Here is a 14690-nt window from a genome sequence, read left to right as displayed (position 1 = left end):
TAATCCATGCCTTAAAATCAACTATAGCCAACTATTTATCCATTTCAGACAAATACAAGTCGATAAAATTAATATAACGATTGCAGAAAATGAAGGTTACAAAAAATTACTTTTTTAATATTTCGATCCCTTTTAAATAATCAGAAGGGCGTTGTCCTAAAATCTTAAAAAATGTATTACTAAATGTTGGAACACTATTGTAACCCACCGCCTGCGCGACTTCATTTACAGATAATTTTTTTTCAAGTAACAATTCAATTGCTTTTAAAATTCTTCGAATGGTGAAATATTGAATAAAGGACATACCTAAATCTTTTTGGAACAAGCGATACAAAGAGCGCTCACTAAACCCAAATCGATTGGCCAAATCAGAGAACATAATAGTTTCTCCCAAGTTTTTATCTAAATAAATGATGATTTTATTGAGACGAATATCCTTTGGCAAAGGCAACGATAATGGTAAATTTGTAAGACATATTTCAGGTAAAATGGCTTTTATCGCATTGGCAATAGTAAAATTTCTAGTTCCCTTTTTCAGGTTTCCATTCCATCGATTTGTGAAAAGCATCATTTGCAACAACAAATCATTAATGGGATAAATACCTTCTTTTTCATAAAAAGAGTCTTCATCTGAATCTACTGGGAAATACAAATTGCGCATCATAACATCCTCAGAGTTGGGATGAATACTATGTTTTACGCCTCCAGGAATCCAAATAAAATGACGTGCCGGAAGAAAATAAGTTTTGGTTTCCGTAGTAACGTGAACAATACCACCTTCAGAGTAAAGCATTTGAGCTTTTTCATGCTTGTGGGTTGGAATCATTAATTCTCCCATTAAATCATGGTGGCAATAAATACTTTTTTTTTCGGTATCAACCTCTTTAATATAATATTTTTCTTCTAAAGCTTCAGATGAACCCATTGTGACTGAAATGAATATTTTTATGACTTATTAGGATATTTATCCAATTCTTAATTTTACTAAAATTGTAAATGATTTAAACTAAAATATAATTATTGATTTGAATCATTATCAAAACATCAATTTTTTGTTATTTTTTTATTAAAAACGCACAATTATGCAGTTGGACAGAATTAGATTTCAAAGTTACAAAGACAAAGTTATTTCTGCGCAAGAAGCGGCTTTATTTTTCAAAGACAAAATGACTATCGGAACCAGTGGATTTACAAAAGCTGGTGACAGTAAAGCCGTTTTACCCGCTTTTGCCGAAAGAGCAAAATCAGAAAATATTGGAATCACATTAATTACCGGTGCTTCTTTAGGTCATACCACTGATGCGGATTTGGCTAACAATAACGCCTTATACAAGAGAATGCCATTTCAGGTTGATGCCACCTTACGAAAAAAAATAAACGAAGGAAAAGTACTTTTTATTGATCAACATTTAAGTGAAACTGTCGAACTTTTAGAAAACAAACACCTTTCAAAAATTGATATTGCGGTTATTGAAGCCACCTATATCGATGAGAATGGAAATGTAATTCCAACAACCTCAGTGGGAAATTCAGCTACTTTTGCGCATACTGCCGATAAAATTATCATCGAAATAAATACTTCCATACCTCTTGAATTCGCCGGGATTCATGACATTTATATTTCAAAAAGTTATCCTAATCGAGACGTTTTAAACATTACTGCTACTGATGACCGAATAGGAACTAATTATATCACTATCGATCCTAAAAAGGTTATTGGAATTGTTTTTACGGAAATTCCCGATAGTCCGGCACATGTAACTGCAATAGACCCGAAAACGGCTGCCATTGCCAATCATTTATTGGCCTTTTTTGAAAATGAAATCAAAGAAGGTCGTTTAACCAATTCATTAATGCCATTGCAGGCCGGAATTGGAAAAGTGGCAAATGCGGTCATGTCTGGTTTTGCCAAAGGAAATTTTGAAAATTTAGTGATGTATTCCGAGGTCTTGCAGGACAGCACGTTTGAACTCCTTGATAGCGGAAAATTAAATTTTGCTTCGGCTTCCTCCATAACCGTTTCTGAAAATTGCTATAAAAACATTCTTGATAATTTCGAAAAGTACAAAGACAAAATTCTCCTTCGACCGCAAAATATCAGTAATTCAGCGGAAGTGATACGAAGATTGGGAGTTATAGCCATAAATACAGCCATCGAATTTGATATTTATGGGAATGTAAATTCTACCCATATTTCAGGGACTAATATGATGAATGGCATTGGCGGGTCGGGTGATTTTGCCCGTAATGCCTATTTGAGTATTTTTGTCACCCAATCATCTTCAAAAGAATTTAATGCCATTTCGCATGTTTTACCAATGGTGTCCCATGTTGATCATACCGAACATGATGTTGATATTTTAATCACCGAACAGGGAATTGCCGATTTAAGAGGGCTTGCTCCCAGAGAACGCGCCAAAATTATCATTGAAAATTGCACGCATCCGGAATACAGAGAAGAATTATCAGATTATTTTGATCGTGCTTGTTTGCGCGGTGGCCATACACCGCATATTTTAGAAGAAGCTTTTAAACTTCATTCCAGATACATTGAAACCGGCAGCATGAAACAAAACTGTTTAGTTGAATTACTCTAGTACTAGCATTCATATCTTTTCTAACATCCCCAAACACACTTGATTGTTCGGGGATGTTTTTTTTTAATCAATTTATTTTTTATAGCTTAAAATCTACCTATATTTCTATTTATTACAGCATAAATGACTAACTTTAAGGAACTTAATGTTTTTTTCTTTTTTATACAAAAAACTATATTTTTAATTTATAAAATAAAAAATGGCGGAATAAAAGAGATTGTAATTCCGGAAACATGTTTAAATCGTTAAACCGATATTAAACTAATCTCAAACTATTTAAAAACACATAAAAAATGGAAACTAAAAAATCAATTTATCAGTTACATGAAGAACATAAAACGTGGCTAAACAAACTTTTGTTTTATAAGGATGAGCTTGTAATTATGTCTAAGCGAATTTCGGAAGTGGCGGAAAAGAATACTTTAAAAGAGGTTCGTTCTTTAACGGATCATTTTAACAATCAGCTGATTATTCAAAAGGAACAAATTGATATCTTAAGCCATGATATTAAAAGTCACGAATTGTACCTGGAGTCAGCAGCACATGATAACCCTAATGCGGTTGATCATGATAAATTTTCAGATCATAAAAACCATCGAGAAAGTATTGCAACTTTTGAAAAACTATTTGAAGATTTAAGAGAAGAATTGATTGATTTTCTATCAAAATGGATGTAAGCGAGATAATTTAAGAAAATTAGAACGATATTTTTTCAAAAAAAGGTTGGACTCTCTTTCTTAAAAGATTTTTTATTATCAGATGTACTACATTATAATGGGAGCTTTCGACGAAAAATACCATCTTAAATAGATCGAAATATTTATTTAAAAAAATGATTTATATCATAGAATTTAAGACGAAAGCAAACGAACTTTCGACAGTAATTTTCTTGATTAAGAAATCATTAATTAATACAAAGTAGTTATGATTAATTCTAATCTTTTTTTAGATAATAAGATTTAATATACATAAAGCCTGTCCAATAATGGATAAACAACTCTCAAATAAAATTAAAATGGTTCAGACTAAAACAATGAAAGCTCTAGTTTATGACGGTCCTGGAAAAATACAATTGAAAGACGTCCCACTACCTAAAATCGAAAAAGCAACCGATGTATTGGTAAAAATACTTAAAACCACGATCTGCGGAACAGACTTGGGAATTTTACATGGAAAAACCCCATCGGTAAAACTAGGAACTACGTTGGGACATGAGGGAGTTGGTGTAATTGAAGAAATTGGAACTTCCGTTAGGAATTTTAAAAAAGGAGACCATGTGATTATTTCCTGCATCACTTCTGATGGATCCTGCGAATATTGCAAAAAGCAAATGTACTCTCATTGTGAGGATGGTGGCTGGATATTAGGAAACCTTATAAACGGTACTCAGGCAGAATATGTCCGTATTCCTCATGCAGATAATAGTCTCCATCTTATACCAAAAGGCGCTGACGAAGAAGCTTTGGTAATGCTAAGCGATATTTTACCTACAGGACATGAAATCGGCGTGATTAATGGCGGCGTAAAACCCGGAGATACCATTGCAATTGTAGGATCTGGACCCATAGGAATGTCAGCGTTGCTTACTGCCCAGTTTTATTCACCTTCCAAAATTTACATGATTGATATGGATGAAAATCGTTTGAAAATGGCCGAAAAATTTGGCGCCACAGATACGATCAATTCAGCAAAAGAAGATGTCTTAAAAAGAATATTAGCCGAAACTAAAGATGGAGTTGATGTGGCTATTGAAGCAGTTGGAGTTCCGGGAACATTTGATATATGTCAAAAAATTGTTCGTCCCGGTGGTCATATCGCAAATATTGGAGTACATGGAAAACCGGTAGAACTGCAAATTCAAGATTTGTGGATTCAAAATATTACAATAACAATGGGATTGGTAAATACAAATACTACTCCAATGCTATTGAAAACAGTTTCCTCCGGAAAATTGGAACCCGCCAAACTAATTACCCATCATTTTAAATTAAACGAAATCCTAAAAGCTTATGAAGTTTTTGGAAACGCAGCAAAAGAAAAAGCGATGAAGGTAATTATTGAACCCTAAAATCTGGTTGTGACTTTGTTTTCATTATCATATATCATGTGAGCAAACCGTCCAATAATTTCAAAATCATTCAAAAACTAAAAGGTAATGCAATTAGGCTCGAATTTTAGTCACTCCTACTCGATTGCATTGCTTTTTAATTTTAAATTAACGTCAAAAAATTTGCTGCTGATTTTTATTATCGTAATATTGCAATATAAATATATAACGATGGGAATTACTAAATCAGAGCATTTCACAGACGAGCAAAACGAATTGGCAACATTGGCGAAAGCTATTGGTCATCCTGCCCGAATTGCCATAATCCAACATTTAATAAAAGTAAACAGTTGTGTGTGCGGTGATATCGTAAACGAATTGCCTTTGGCACAACCTACCGTTTCTCAACACTTGAAGGAACTGAAAAATGCCGGACTTATAAAAGGCAATTTTGAGGGAGCTTCCATTTGCTACTGCCTAAATGAAGAAGGCTTTGAGAAAATCAAAGGATTTTTTAAAAACATCAATGCCTATTTAAAAAATAAGAAAAATCAATGTTGTTAATTTTTAAATTATTAAAAAATGAAACTATCAGAAATTAAAAAACAGTTGAGCACGTTGGACAACGTTGCTTTTGTATTGCCAAACGGAACTTATGTTCCAGAACATTTCCATGTAACTGAAGTGGGTTTAATCACCAAAAACTTTATTGATTGTGGTGGAAAAATTCGAAAAGAAACCGTTGTTAACTTTCAATTATGGGACGCCAATGATTTCGAACACCGCTTAAAACCGCAAAAATTATTGGATATAATTGAATTATCTGAAAAAGTTTTGGGTATTGAAGATTATGAAGTAGAAGTAGAATTTCAAGCAGAAACTATTGGTAAATACGATATTGGTTTTAACGGAACAGCATTCACTTTATTAAACAAACAAACAGCTTGTTTGGCCCAAGATCAATGTGGCATTCCAGCCGAAAAACAAAAAGTGAAGTTATCCGAAATCCCAAGTCAAACTAACAGCTGCACTCCAGGTGGAGGTTGTTGTTAATTTTAAAACGGTAAAATGGAACGAACCAAAACCATCTTATTTCCAGAAATAGAAAAAGTAATCGGTACTTTGGATTTTGAAACGATAACAGCAGAACGTAAAATCATTTTGCAACCGCTTATTGATTTTATCCAAGATAAAGCAAGGAACAGACAAGAAATTCGGCTGAACTTAATTTGCACCCACAATTCCAGAAGAAGTCATTTGTCTCAGGTTTGGGCACAAACTGCAGCGGCACATTTCAATATAAAAAATGTGTTTTGTTATTCTGGTGGCACCGAAGCAACTGCTTTATTTCCTATGGTTGTCAAAACATTGGAGCAATCGGGATTTAAAATTAAAACCATCGCAGCAGGGAATAATCCTATTTATGATATAAAATATGGAGAGAACCAACATCCAATTATTGGTTTTTCCAAAACGTATGATGACGATTTTAATCCCCAAAGTGAATTTGCAGCGATATTGACTTGTTCACAAGCGGATGGCGGTTGCCCATTTATTGCAGGTGCCGAAAAGCGTATTTCAATCACTTTTGAAGATCCAAAAGCATTTGACAATACGCCACAACAAGCAGAAAAATATCAGGAACGCAGTTTACAAATTGCAACCGAAATGTTTTATGTGTTTTCACAAATAAAATCATACTAATGAAAGTACATAAAAAAAGATTAAACTTCCTCGACAGCTACTTGACACTTTGGATATTTTTGGCAATGGCAATAGGAGTTTCCATTGGATACTTTATACCTTCCAGCAGTGGTTTTATCAATTCCTTTTCAAGTGGAACAACGAATATTCCACTGGCAATTGGATTAATATTAATGATGTATCCCCCATTGACTAAAATTGATTTTTCAAAAATTCCTTTAATGCTTGAAAAACCAAAATTACTCACCGCCTCTTTTCTAATCACCTGGATTGTTGGTCCTTTTTTAATGTTTTTACTGGCAACATTGTTTTTGAAAGAGTATCCGGAATACATGACAGGTTTAATCATAATTGGAATTGCGCCTTGCATTGCGATGGTCATTGTCTGGAATGAATTAGCCGAAGGAAACAGAGAATTAACCGCTGGATTAATTGGAATTAACAGTTTACTTCAAGTGTTCTTTTTTGGTTTGTATGCCTATTTCTATTTGGAAATCATGCTACCATTGTTCGGAATAAAAGGGTTAGAATTAAATATTACCATTGCTCAAATTGCTACAACAGTCGGAATTTATTTAGGAATTCCATTTGCATTAGCAGTAATTAGCCGTTACGCCATTAAGAAATTCATTGGAGACAAATGGTTCAATCAAAAGTTTATTCCTTTTGTCTCTCCAATTACGTTGATTGCGTTGCTTTTTACTATCATAGTTATGTTCAGTTTAAAAGGTGAAATGATTGTCGACTTGCCACTAGATGTGATTAGAATTGCCATTCCACTTGTCATTTTTTTTACCATTATGTTTTTCCTGATGTTCTTTGTTTCCAAAAAAATTGGAGCAAATTATAGAGACGCCGTTTCGCTTTCATTTACGGCATCCGGAAATAATTTCGAATTGGCCATTGCAGTTTCCATTGGTGTTTTCGGAATCAACAGTGGACAAGCATTTGCAGGAGTTATTGGACCGCTGGTAGAAGTTCCGGCTTTGATAATTCTGGTTAATGTCGCTTTTTGGTTAAGAAAAAAATATTACGCTACAACAAACGTAAAGTAACGTTATTATGCAAGAAATACTGGATGTTATTGTTATTGGCAGCGGACAAAGCGGATTGGCTTGCGGGTATTATTTACGACGCCATAAACTCAACTTTCTCATCGTAGATAAAGAAGAAAAATGCGGTGGTGCTTGGCTTCATGCCTGGGACAGTTTGACGCTTTTTTCTCCTGCCGAACACAGTTCTTTGCCGGGTTGGTTGATGCCAAAATCTGAAAATCTGTTTCCTTTAAAACAAGAAGTAATTGATTATTTGTGCCAATATGAAAAGCGTTACGAACTTCCAATAGAGCGCTCCGTTACTGTAGAAAATATAACTTCTGAAAATAAAGTATTCAAAGTTTACACCAAGAAAGAAATTTATTTTTCAAAAGCAATTATTGCGGCGGCGGGAACTTGGAACAATCCTTTTATTCCAAAGATAAAAGGAATAGATACTTTCAAAGGAATTCAAATTCATTCCGCCCATTACAAAAACGCCGAGCAGTTTAGGAATTTAAACGTACTGGTAGTTGGCGAAGGAAATTCAGGAGCACAAATTGTAGCCGAAGTTTCTAAAGTTACCTCCGTGAAATGGTCAACCAGAAAACCACCACAATATTTACCGGATGAAGTGGACGGGTTTTATCTTTTCAACGTGGCAACCGGCAAATACAACGCTGAAAAAGAAGGAAAACCATTTAATGCGGCCAATTATGATTTGGGAAATATTGTAATGGTCCCACCAGTTCAGGAAGCTCGATCCAGAGGAGTTCTTACTTCAAGTGGCAGTTTTGAAAAAATTTATGAAAACGGTGTGATTTGGTCTGACGGATCAAAAGAAGATTTTGATGCGATAATCTGGTGTACTGGCTTTGGTTATGCGACCTCTTTTTTGAAAAATATTGTTTCAACAGATGAAAGAGGCATCATAAAAACCGAAGAAAGCAAAGCAACTGAACTTTCCGGATTGTGGCTTGCGGGTTACGGCAGTTGGACTGGTTATGCATCCGCAACACTCATTGGAATAAACAGAAATGCCAAACAAACCTGTAACGAAATTACTGACTATTTACAGAAAAACTAAATCTGTTTATTTGAAAATAAAATCATTATTTAGATTTAAACTCTTTATTGCCTTTTATAAATTTCTACAACATCAGTCTTAAATTTATTCTTTAACCAGGCTGTCAACTTTTGTTTTTCGGTAGTATTTAGATCTTTTTTACTTTCATAAAGCACTACAGTAATAACTTTTTTACTGATCTTATCTTCATTAAAGACATGATTAGCAATGGCAATATTTTCAATTTCAGGGAACAGTATTTTTGTTTCATTTAAAACAGCATTGTTATCAAATTTTAAAGAAGTAATTTGACTTTGAAGCTTGGCAATAATCAAATCTTTCTCACTCATCGTTTTATTGTTAAAAGTGATTTCATTTAAAATATCCTGCTTTAAGTCGGTCGTATCTTGAATAATATTTAAAATCGTATTGTTCAGTTCGTACATTTTCAATTTTTCGTTAACTTTTTTTATTTCGTCTTTATCAAGTCTTCTTCTCAAAAAAGCAATGTCTATTTTTTTTGGGTTTGAAGTAAATTGTGTTTTTTTGTACAGAACAGTATATCCCTTATCGATAAACTCTACTTTTAAAAACTGTTCCACTTTTTGTTTGTATTTTTTTTCTTGGAAAAGCTGATATGCAAAAAATATACTGGGTACTATTAGTGCTAAAGTCAAAAAAGAAATTATATACCGAACTCGCTTTTCTGTCTTAAAATTGGTTTGTTTAACACATGGGTATTTCAAATATTTGACAATTATAAAAGTTGCAATACAAATGAAAACACAATTAATAGTGTACAAATACATCGCACCAAAAAAAAATCTAAAATTCCCCAAAGCTAAGCCATAACCCGCAGTACACAAAGGAGGCATTAATGCAGTTGCGATGGCAACTCCTGGAATAGGATTTCCTTTTTCTACCCTTGTAATGGCTATTACTCCAACGAGCCCTCCAAAAAAAGCAATAAAAATATCGTAAATATTAGGTGAAGTTCTTGCTAAAAGTTCCGACTGCGTGTCTTTAAAAGGACTTAAAAAAAAGTAAATCGTAGAAACTACCAAACTCACCACAGTAGCGATCAGCAAATTTTTAAGTGATCTTTTGAGCAGATTAAAATCATATATTCCTAAACCAAAACCAGCACCAATGATGGGCCCCATTAAAGGTGAAATAAGCATTGCCCCAATAATAACGGCAGTTGAATTTACATTCAAACCTACAGAAGCGACAACAATTGCGCAGGCTAAAATCCATAAATTTGATCCTCGAAAAGAGATGTTTGCCTTTACATTGTCTAAGACTTTCTTCTTGTCTTCTTCCCCGCTGTGTAAGTCAATAAAATCAACTACTTTATTCATGCTTTTTTGTTTATTTCTTGTTCAAAGATTACTTTAAAAATCCGAATTTATAAAGTACAGTTCTCTGTGAGGTCAGCAAGATAAACAATTTTGAATTAACCGAAAACTTTCCCATTTATCTGAAACGGGACTAATTTAGTCAAATTTTTAATATAGAATATGTTGACTATTTAATGAAATATGTTGTGCCAGTGCATTTCACAACGCGCGTATTCAAAAGTTTCCAAATGCTTTTCAATTTGATTTTTGTTATTAATAACTGCTACACTACCTACATCGAGCCAAAATTTAACTTGTTGAAAAGATATTTTTATGAATTCTGTTTTTTATTCAATAAAAATTAAATTATCAACAATAAAACAACATACAAACATTTTTATTAAGTATAATGAAATATAATTAACATTTTATTTGGATATTTGACGCAATTAATCTTAAACCAATCAAAAATGAAAATGAAATTCAAACAATTTTTGAGTTTACTAATTGTACTGTCCGTGCAATTGACATTTGCTCAAGAAAGTACCTTGTCCGGTAAAGTTACAGACACGGGCGGACTACCAGTTCCCGGCGCTAACATTATTGTCAAAGGAACAACAATTAGTGCACAAACTAATTTCGATGGAGATTTTACCATAAATGCAAAAAAGGGACAAATCTTAATCGTAAGTTTCGTGGGAATGAAAACTGTAGAAATTTCAGGCTCTTCTTCTATGCTGATAAAGCTTAGTGATGCTTCAAATCAATTAGAAACAGTCGTTGTTGTGGGTTATGGAACCCAAAGCAAAAAGAAATTAACGGATAATATTGCTCGTGTAACAGCGAAAGATATCCAACAGATTCCAGTATCGAATGTGCAAAATGCCTTAGTTGGTAAATTGGCTGGAGTTCAAATCACACAAACCAACGGTAAAGTGGATGGAGGCATAAACATTCGTGTACGTGGTGCCGCCAGTATCAGTGCAGGAACACAACCATTGTATGTTTTGGATGGAATTCCTTTGGTAACAACAAATGAATCCAGTAATGGCGCACCAACCAACCCATTACTAACCTTGAGCCCAAACGAGATTGAATCTATTGATGTGCTAAAAGATGCATCATCAGCCGCAATTTACGGTGCCAGAGGAGCAAATGGTGTGGTATTGATTACTACTAAAAGAGGAAAAGAAGGCAAAGGAATGTTTTCGATCAATCTTTCACAAGGAGTTAGTCAGGCTACAAACAAAAGAAAATGGCTGAATGCTGATCAATACATCGAATTATTTACAGAAGCCTCTATCAATGGACTTGGCGATGCTGTTGAAGCCGAAGATACTTTCGATTTCTTGGCACAAGGTACAGATTGGAGAAATAGAGAAGTAGACACCGATTGGCAAGATACTGCGTTTCAAGACGGGTTTAATACCGATGCTGATTTCTCAGTATCAGGAGGAGATGCAAATACCAGATATTTCTTCTCTGGCGCATACAACAATACAACAGGAATTATAAATAGCAATGCATTAGAAAGAGTAACCGCTCGTACAAATGTTTCCCACAAAGTTTCAGACCGCTTTACTGCTGGGATGAATTTAAGTTTCTCCAGATCAAAAATTGATCGTATTCAGGATGATAACTCTTTCACGACTCCATTACAAGCCGTAGCACAATCACCATTGTCTCCAGATCGTTTTGAGGACGGTACTGCTAATCCAAATACTTTGTATGCTAATTATTTATTAGCGATTGACAATTCGTTTTGGAAAACACTAATGAGAAGAGTTACAGGAAAAGTGTACGGAGAATTTAAGATTATCCCTTCTTTAAAAGTAAATTCTGATTTTTCTTATGACCTGTTGTCGCAGACAGAAGATGCTTGGTATGGGAAAGATTCTCCTTTTATGGCTACTGATGGTGAAGCTTACGCCACTTCTGTAAATAACGAGACGTACATTTACAGTAATTATTTAACCTTTGACAAAACTTTTGGCGAGAAACATGATATCAATGCCGTTGCTGGTGTGGAGTTCAATAAATTCAATCGCAGGTTTCAAAGTGTAACTAGTATTTATTTTCCAAATGACTCGTTTCAAACTGTAGACGGTGGAGCAGAAGTTTCTGCAGGATCAGGTAATGAAACAGATTATACTTTCGTTTCTCAGTTTGGTAGAATCACTTATTCATTTGATGACAAATACATTTTTAAAGCAAGTATTCGTCGTGATGGTTCTTCTCGATTTGGTAAAAACGAAAGATTTGGTACTTTTCCAGCTTTTTCAGCTGGTTGGATAATTTCAGAGGAAAGTTTCTTAAAAGACAATACTACTTTAACTTTTTTAAAATTAAAAGGAAGTTGGGGTAAATTAGGAAATGCAGAATTAGGCAATTTTGCTTCCCGCCAATTATACGGCTCAAATCCTTATAACTTAAAATCAGGACTTTCTTTTTCTCAAGCAGGAAATGATAATCTTACTTGGGAAAAGTCTACTCAAATCGATTTTGGTGTTGAATTTGGTTTAATAAACCGAATCAGTGTCGAAGCTGATTACTACAAAAAAAACACCAATGGATTGCTGTTTAGTGTACCATTAGCTTTAAGCTCTGGTGCGACATCTATCAATCAAAACATTGGTGAAGTACAAAGTAGCGGAGTTGAATTTACTTTAAATACTAAAAATATAGAGTCGGCGAATCTTAAATGGAATACCAGCTTAAACATTACAACAAATGAATCTGAAGTAGTGTCCATGCCAAACAACAATAAAGATATCATTGGTGCATTTACGATTAACAGAGTTGGAGAAAATATATCTTCCTTTTTCTTGGCAGAATATGCTGGAGTTGATCCTGCTAACGGTGACGCATTATATGTAAAAAATACCCGTAATGCTGATGGATCTTTGGATAAATCAACAACTAATAAATATGCTGAGGCTTCAAGAGTTGTTTCCGGAAATCCTTTCCCAACATTGATGACTGGTATGACCAACACCATCAACTACAAAGGAATTGACTTGTCTTTTACTTTCCAAGGAGAATGGGGTGCTAGTATTTACAACTCAGCAGGAAAATATCAATCGGTTGCTGCTGATTATTTTGACAACCAAACGATTGATCAATTGGATCGTTGGCAGAATCCTGGGGATATCACTAATGTTCCACAAGCCCGATTGTATGGAAGTAACGGAACTGGAGAATCAACACGATTTTTAGATAAATCTGATTTTGTTCGTTTAAGAAACCTAACAATAGGATATTCTTTATCAGGAAGTGCTATTAAAGAACTCGGAATGAGCAGCGTACGCCTTTATGCAACAGGTGTAAACTTGCTTACATTCACAAACTATTCTGGTTATGACCCAGAAGCAAGAAGAGATGATGCGGGTATTGGAGAAGAATTTTATTCGGCACCACCTGCAAGAACAATTGCTTTAGGAGTAAATATTAATTTTTAAAAATTAAAAAAATGAAATCAAATAAATTAATCTTATTTATTCTATTCGCTACTTTTTTTGCAAGTTGTGACAATGAATTAGAAATTGATCCGAAACAAAATGAAGATGCAACAGTAACATTAAGCACTGAAACCGGTATCACTAACATACTAACAGGCACTTATGCTACCGCGGCTGACGGCGATGTCTATGGAGGCAGAATATTGACTTCTGCTGATTTATTGGCACAAACTGGTATTACTGCAACTACTGACTTTAGGTGGAGAGGTACTTTTGGCGAATGCCGACAACTGTATTCTAAAAGTATTCTTGTAAACAATGCTTTTGTTCAGCAAATATATGCCAGAAACTATCAAATAATAAATGCGGCCAATACTGTTATTGAAAATATAGATAAAGTACAAGATACTAAAAAACAAGTGACAATGGTTGCTGAAGCGAATTTCCTAAGGTCAATGGCGTACTTTGATTTGGTTCGTTTCTTTGCAAAACCATTTGAAGCAGGTCAGGCAAATACACAATTGGGTGTGGTTATCCGACCAAATGCAATCTATGATTTCACTATTGATTTAGCAAAACAAAGAAGCACTGTTGCCGAAGTGTATGCGGTAATAATTTCAGGTTTGAATCTGGCTTACAATGACCTTCCGGAAAACAATAGTTTTTATGCTGATAAATATGCTGCCAAAGCTTTATTAGCAAGAGTCTACCTTCAACAAGGGAATTATCCGGCTGCCAGAGATGCGGCTCATGATGTAATAAAAAACAGCGGACGCACATTGTCTACAAAATATGCCAACGCTTTCAACCACGATGTAAACCAAAGTGAGGATATTTTTGCAATCCAAATCACAAAACAAACTGGAGAAAATGAAATGACAAATTTATATGCTAGTGAAAACAATGGTGGACGTGGAGGCGATATCGAAATCAGATCTACTTATTTAGCTAAATTTACAGATCCTGGTGACGAAAGACGAAACTTTAATTACATCAATCCAGACAATGGCAGAAGATTGACTTCTAAATATACCAATCAATTTGGCGATGTTCCCTTAATTCGTTTGGCTGAAATGTACCTGATTCGAGCAGAATCCAATTTCAGAGCTGGGACTTTTGTTGGAAATACACCATTAGCTGACGTTAATTTACTGAGAACTCGTGCAAATGCTACAAATTTTATAACCATTTCCTTAGCTACTATTTTAAGAGAACGCCAATTAGAATTGGCCATGGAAGGTTTTGCCATTCATGATTTAAAAAGAACAAAGGCTGCAATTGATGTTTTTGCAGACGGAACGAAATTGATTCCATATAATGACAACTCTTTAGTATTTCCTATTCCGTTAAGAGAAATGGATACGAATAATAAAATCACTCAAAATCCTGGATACGGAGGCTAATCCGCTTCCGTTTTATTAAAGGATACCATTACATAAAAAGC

12 protein-coding genes are annotated in these 14690 nt (G+C 34.4%); 10 read left to right on the top strand and 2 right to left on the bottom strand.

All coding sequences use genetic code 11. The features are described 5' to 3' along the window. Positions 1 to 106 precede the first annotated feature (106 nt). On the bottom strand, positions 107 to 925 hold the full coding sequence (locus BMZ76_RS13340; RefSeq protein WP_091207679.1) for a helix-turn-helix domain-containing protein: 819 nt from the start codon (positions 923 to 925) through the stop codon (positions 107 to 109). Positions 926 to 1082: 157 nt separating this feature from the next. Here BMZ76_RS13340 and BMZ76_RS13335 point away from each other — a divergent pair, with 157 nt between their 5' ends. From BMZ76_RS13335 to BMZ76_RS13300, 8 genes are all read left to right on the top strand, one after another. Next, entirely contained in the window at positions 1083 to 2597 is a 1515-nt protein-coding gene (locus BMZ76_RS13335; protein ID WP_091207676.1) for a succinate CoA transferase, read from the top strand. A gap of 293 nt (positions 2598 to 2890) precedes the next feature. Next, positions 2891 to 3274 carry a hypothetical protein gene (locus tag BMZ76_RS13330; protein ID WP_091207672.1) on the top strand — a complete coding sequence of 128 codons (384 nt, stop codon included), beginning with the start codon at positions 2891 to 2893 and terminating at the stop codon, positions 3272 to 3274. A 356-nt stretch (positions 3275 to 3630) separates the two neighbouring features. After that, positions 3631 to 4665 (top strand): zinc-dependent alcohol dehydrogenase family protein, encoded by a 1035-nt coding sequence (locus tag BMZ76_RS13325; RefSeq protein WP_091207731.1) that lies wholly within the window; start codon positions 3631 to 3633, stop codon positions 4663 to 4665. Positions 4666 to 4875: 210 nt separating this feature from the next. Continuing rightward, positions 4876 to 5208 carry an ArsR/SmtB family transcription factor gene (locus BMZ76_RS13320; protein ID WP_091207668.1) on the top strand — a complete coding sequence of 111 codons (333 nt, stop codon included), beginning with the start codon at positions 4876 to 4878 and terminating at the stop codon, positions 5206 to 5208. Positions 5209 to 5226: 18 nt separating this feature from the next. Continuing rightward, complete coding sequence (locus BMZ76_RS13315; RefSeq protein ID WP_091207664.1) at positions 5227 to 5697, top strand: DUF6428 family protein; 471 nt, start codon at positions 5227 to 5229, stop codon at positions 5695 to 5697. 15 nt (positions 5698 to 5712) lie between these two features. Then, positions 5713 to 6348: an arsenate-mycothiol transferase ArsC gene (locus BMZ76_RS13310; RefSeq protein WP_208857670.1), complete on the top strand. Its 636-nt coding sequence runs from the start codon at positions 5713 to 5715 to the stop codon at positions 6346 to 6348. Continuing rightward, positions 6348 to 7403, top strand: coding sequence for an ACR3 family arsenite efflux transporter (arsB, locus tag BMZ76_RS13305; protein WP_091207661.1), 1056 nt, complete (start codon positions 6348 to 6350; stop codon positions 7401 to 7403). The genes BMZ76_RS13310 and arsB overlap by 1 nt, the downstream gene beginning before the upstream one ends. A 7-nt stretch (positions 7404 to 7410) precedes the next feature. After that, positions 7411 to 8469, top strand: coding sequence for an ArsO family NAD(P)H-dependent flavin-containing monooxygenase (locus tag BMZ76_RS13300; protein ID WP_091207658.1), 1059 nt, complete (start codon positions 7411 to 7413; stop codon positions 8467 to 8469). Between the two features lie 44 nt (positions 8470 to 8513). Here BMZ76_RS13300 and BMZ76_RS13295 read toward each other — a convergent pair whose 3' ends face one another. After that, positions 8514 to 9809, bottom strand: a complete 1296-nt coding sequence (locus tag BMZ76_RS13295; RefSeq protein WP_091207656.1) for a TIGR00341 family protein — start codon at positions 9807 to 9809, stop codon at positions 8514 to 8516. Positions 9810 to 10258: 449 nt separating this feature from the next. On the opposite strand from BMZ76_RS13295, the gene BMZ76_RS13290 reads away from it, so the two are divergent. Both BMZ76_RS13290 and BMZ76_RS13285 read left to right on the top strand, forming a co-directional pair. Next, complete coding sequence (locus BMZ76_RS13290; RefSeq protein WP_091207648.1) at positions 10259 to 13246, top strand: SusC/RagA family TonB-linked outer membrane protein; 2988 nt, start codon at positions 10259 to 10261, stop codon at positions 13244 to 13246. A gap of 11 nt (positions 13247 to 13257) precedes the next feature. Continuing rightward, positions 13258 to 14649 (top strand): RagB/SusD family nutrient uptake outer membrane protein, encoded by a 1392-nt coding sequence (locus tag BMZ76_RS13285; protein WP_091207645.1) that lies wholly within the window; start codon positions 13258 to 13260, stop codon positions 14647 to 14649. Positions 14650 to 14690 lie beyond the last annotated feature (41 nt).

It is taken from the genome of Flavobacterium xueshanense, assembly GCF_900112975.1.
GTDB lineage: Bacteria > Bacteroidota > Bacteroidia > Flavobacteriales > Flavobacteriaceae > Flavobacterium > Flavobacterium xueshanense.
Note: the sequence above shows the minus strand (reverse complement) of the source record. Positions and strands in the feature narration are given on the sequence as shown.

What these genes read in the sequence shown, in the direction of transcription:
- BMZ76_RS13285 (WP_091207645.1), top strand. Translation starts at nt 13,258, where the DNA reads ATGAAATCAAATAAATTAATCTTATTTATTCTATTCGCTACTTTTTTT.
- BMZ76_RS13290 (WP_091207648.1), top strand. Translation starts at nt 10,259, where the DNA reads ATGAAAATGAAATTCAAACAATTTTTGAGTTTACTAATTGTACTGTCC.
- BMZ76_RS13315 (WP_091207664.1), top strand. Translation starts at nt 5,227, where the DNA reads ATGAAACTATCAGAAATTAAAAAACAGTTGAGCACGTTGGACAACGTT.
- BMZ76_RS13330 (WP_091207672.1), top strand. Translation starts at nt 2,891, where the DNA reads ATGGAAACTAAAAAATCAATTTATCAGTTACATGAAGAACATAAAACG.
- BMZ76_RS13325 (WP_091207731.1), top strand. Translation starts at nt 3,631, where the DNA reads ATGAAAGCTCTAGTTTATGACGGTCCTGGAAAAATACAATTGAAAGAC.
- BMZ76_RS13310 (WP_208857670.1), top strand. Translation starts at nt 5,713, where the DNA reads ATGGAACGAACCAAAACCATCTTATTTCCAGAAATAGAAAAAGTAATC.
- BMZ76_RS13320 (WP_091207668.1), top strand. Translation starts at nt 4,876, where the DNA reads ATGGGAATTACTAAATCAGAGCATTTCACAGACGAGCAAAACGAATTG.
- arsB (WP_091207661.1), top strand. Translation starts at nt 6,348, where the DNA reads ATGAAAGTACATAAAAAAAGATTAAACTTCCTCGACAGCTACTTGACA.
- BMZ76_RS13340 (WP_091207679.1), bottom strand. Translation starts at nt 925, where the DNA reads ATGGGTTCATCTGAAGCTTTAGAAGAAAAATATTATATTAAAGAGGTT.
- BMZ76_RS13335 (WP_091207676.1), top strand. Translation starts at nt 1,083, where the DNA reads ATGCAGTTGGACAGAATTAGATTTCAAAGTTACAAAGACAAAGTTATT.
- BMZ76_RS13300 (WP_091207658.1), top strand. Translation starts at nt 7,411, where the DNA reads ATGCAAGAAATACTGGATGTTATTGTTATTGGCAGCGGACAAAGCGGA.
- BMZ76_RS13295 (WP_091207656.1), bottom strand. Translation starts at nt 9,809, where the DNA reads ATGAATAAAGTAGTTGATTTTATTGACTTACACAGCGGGGAAGAAGAC.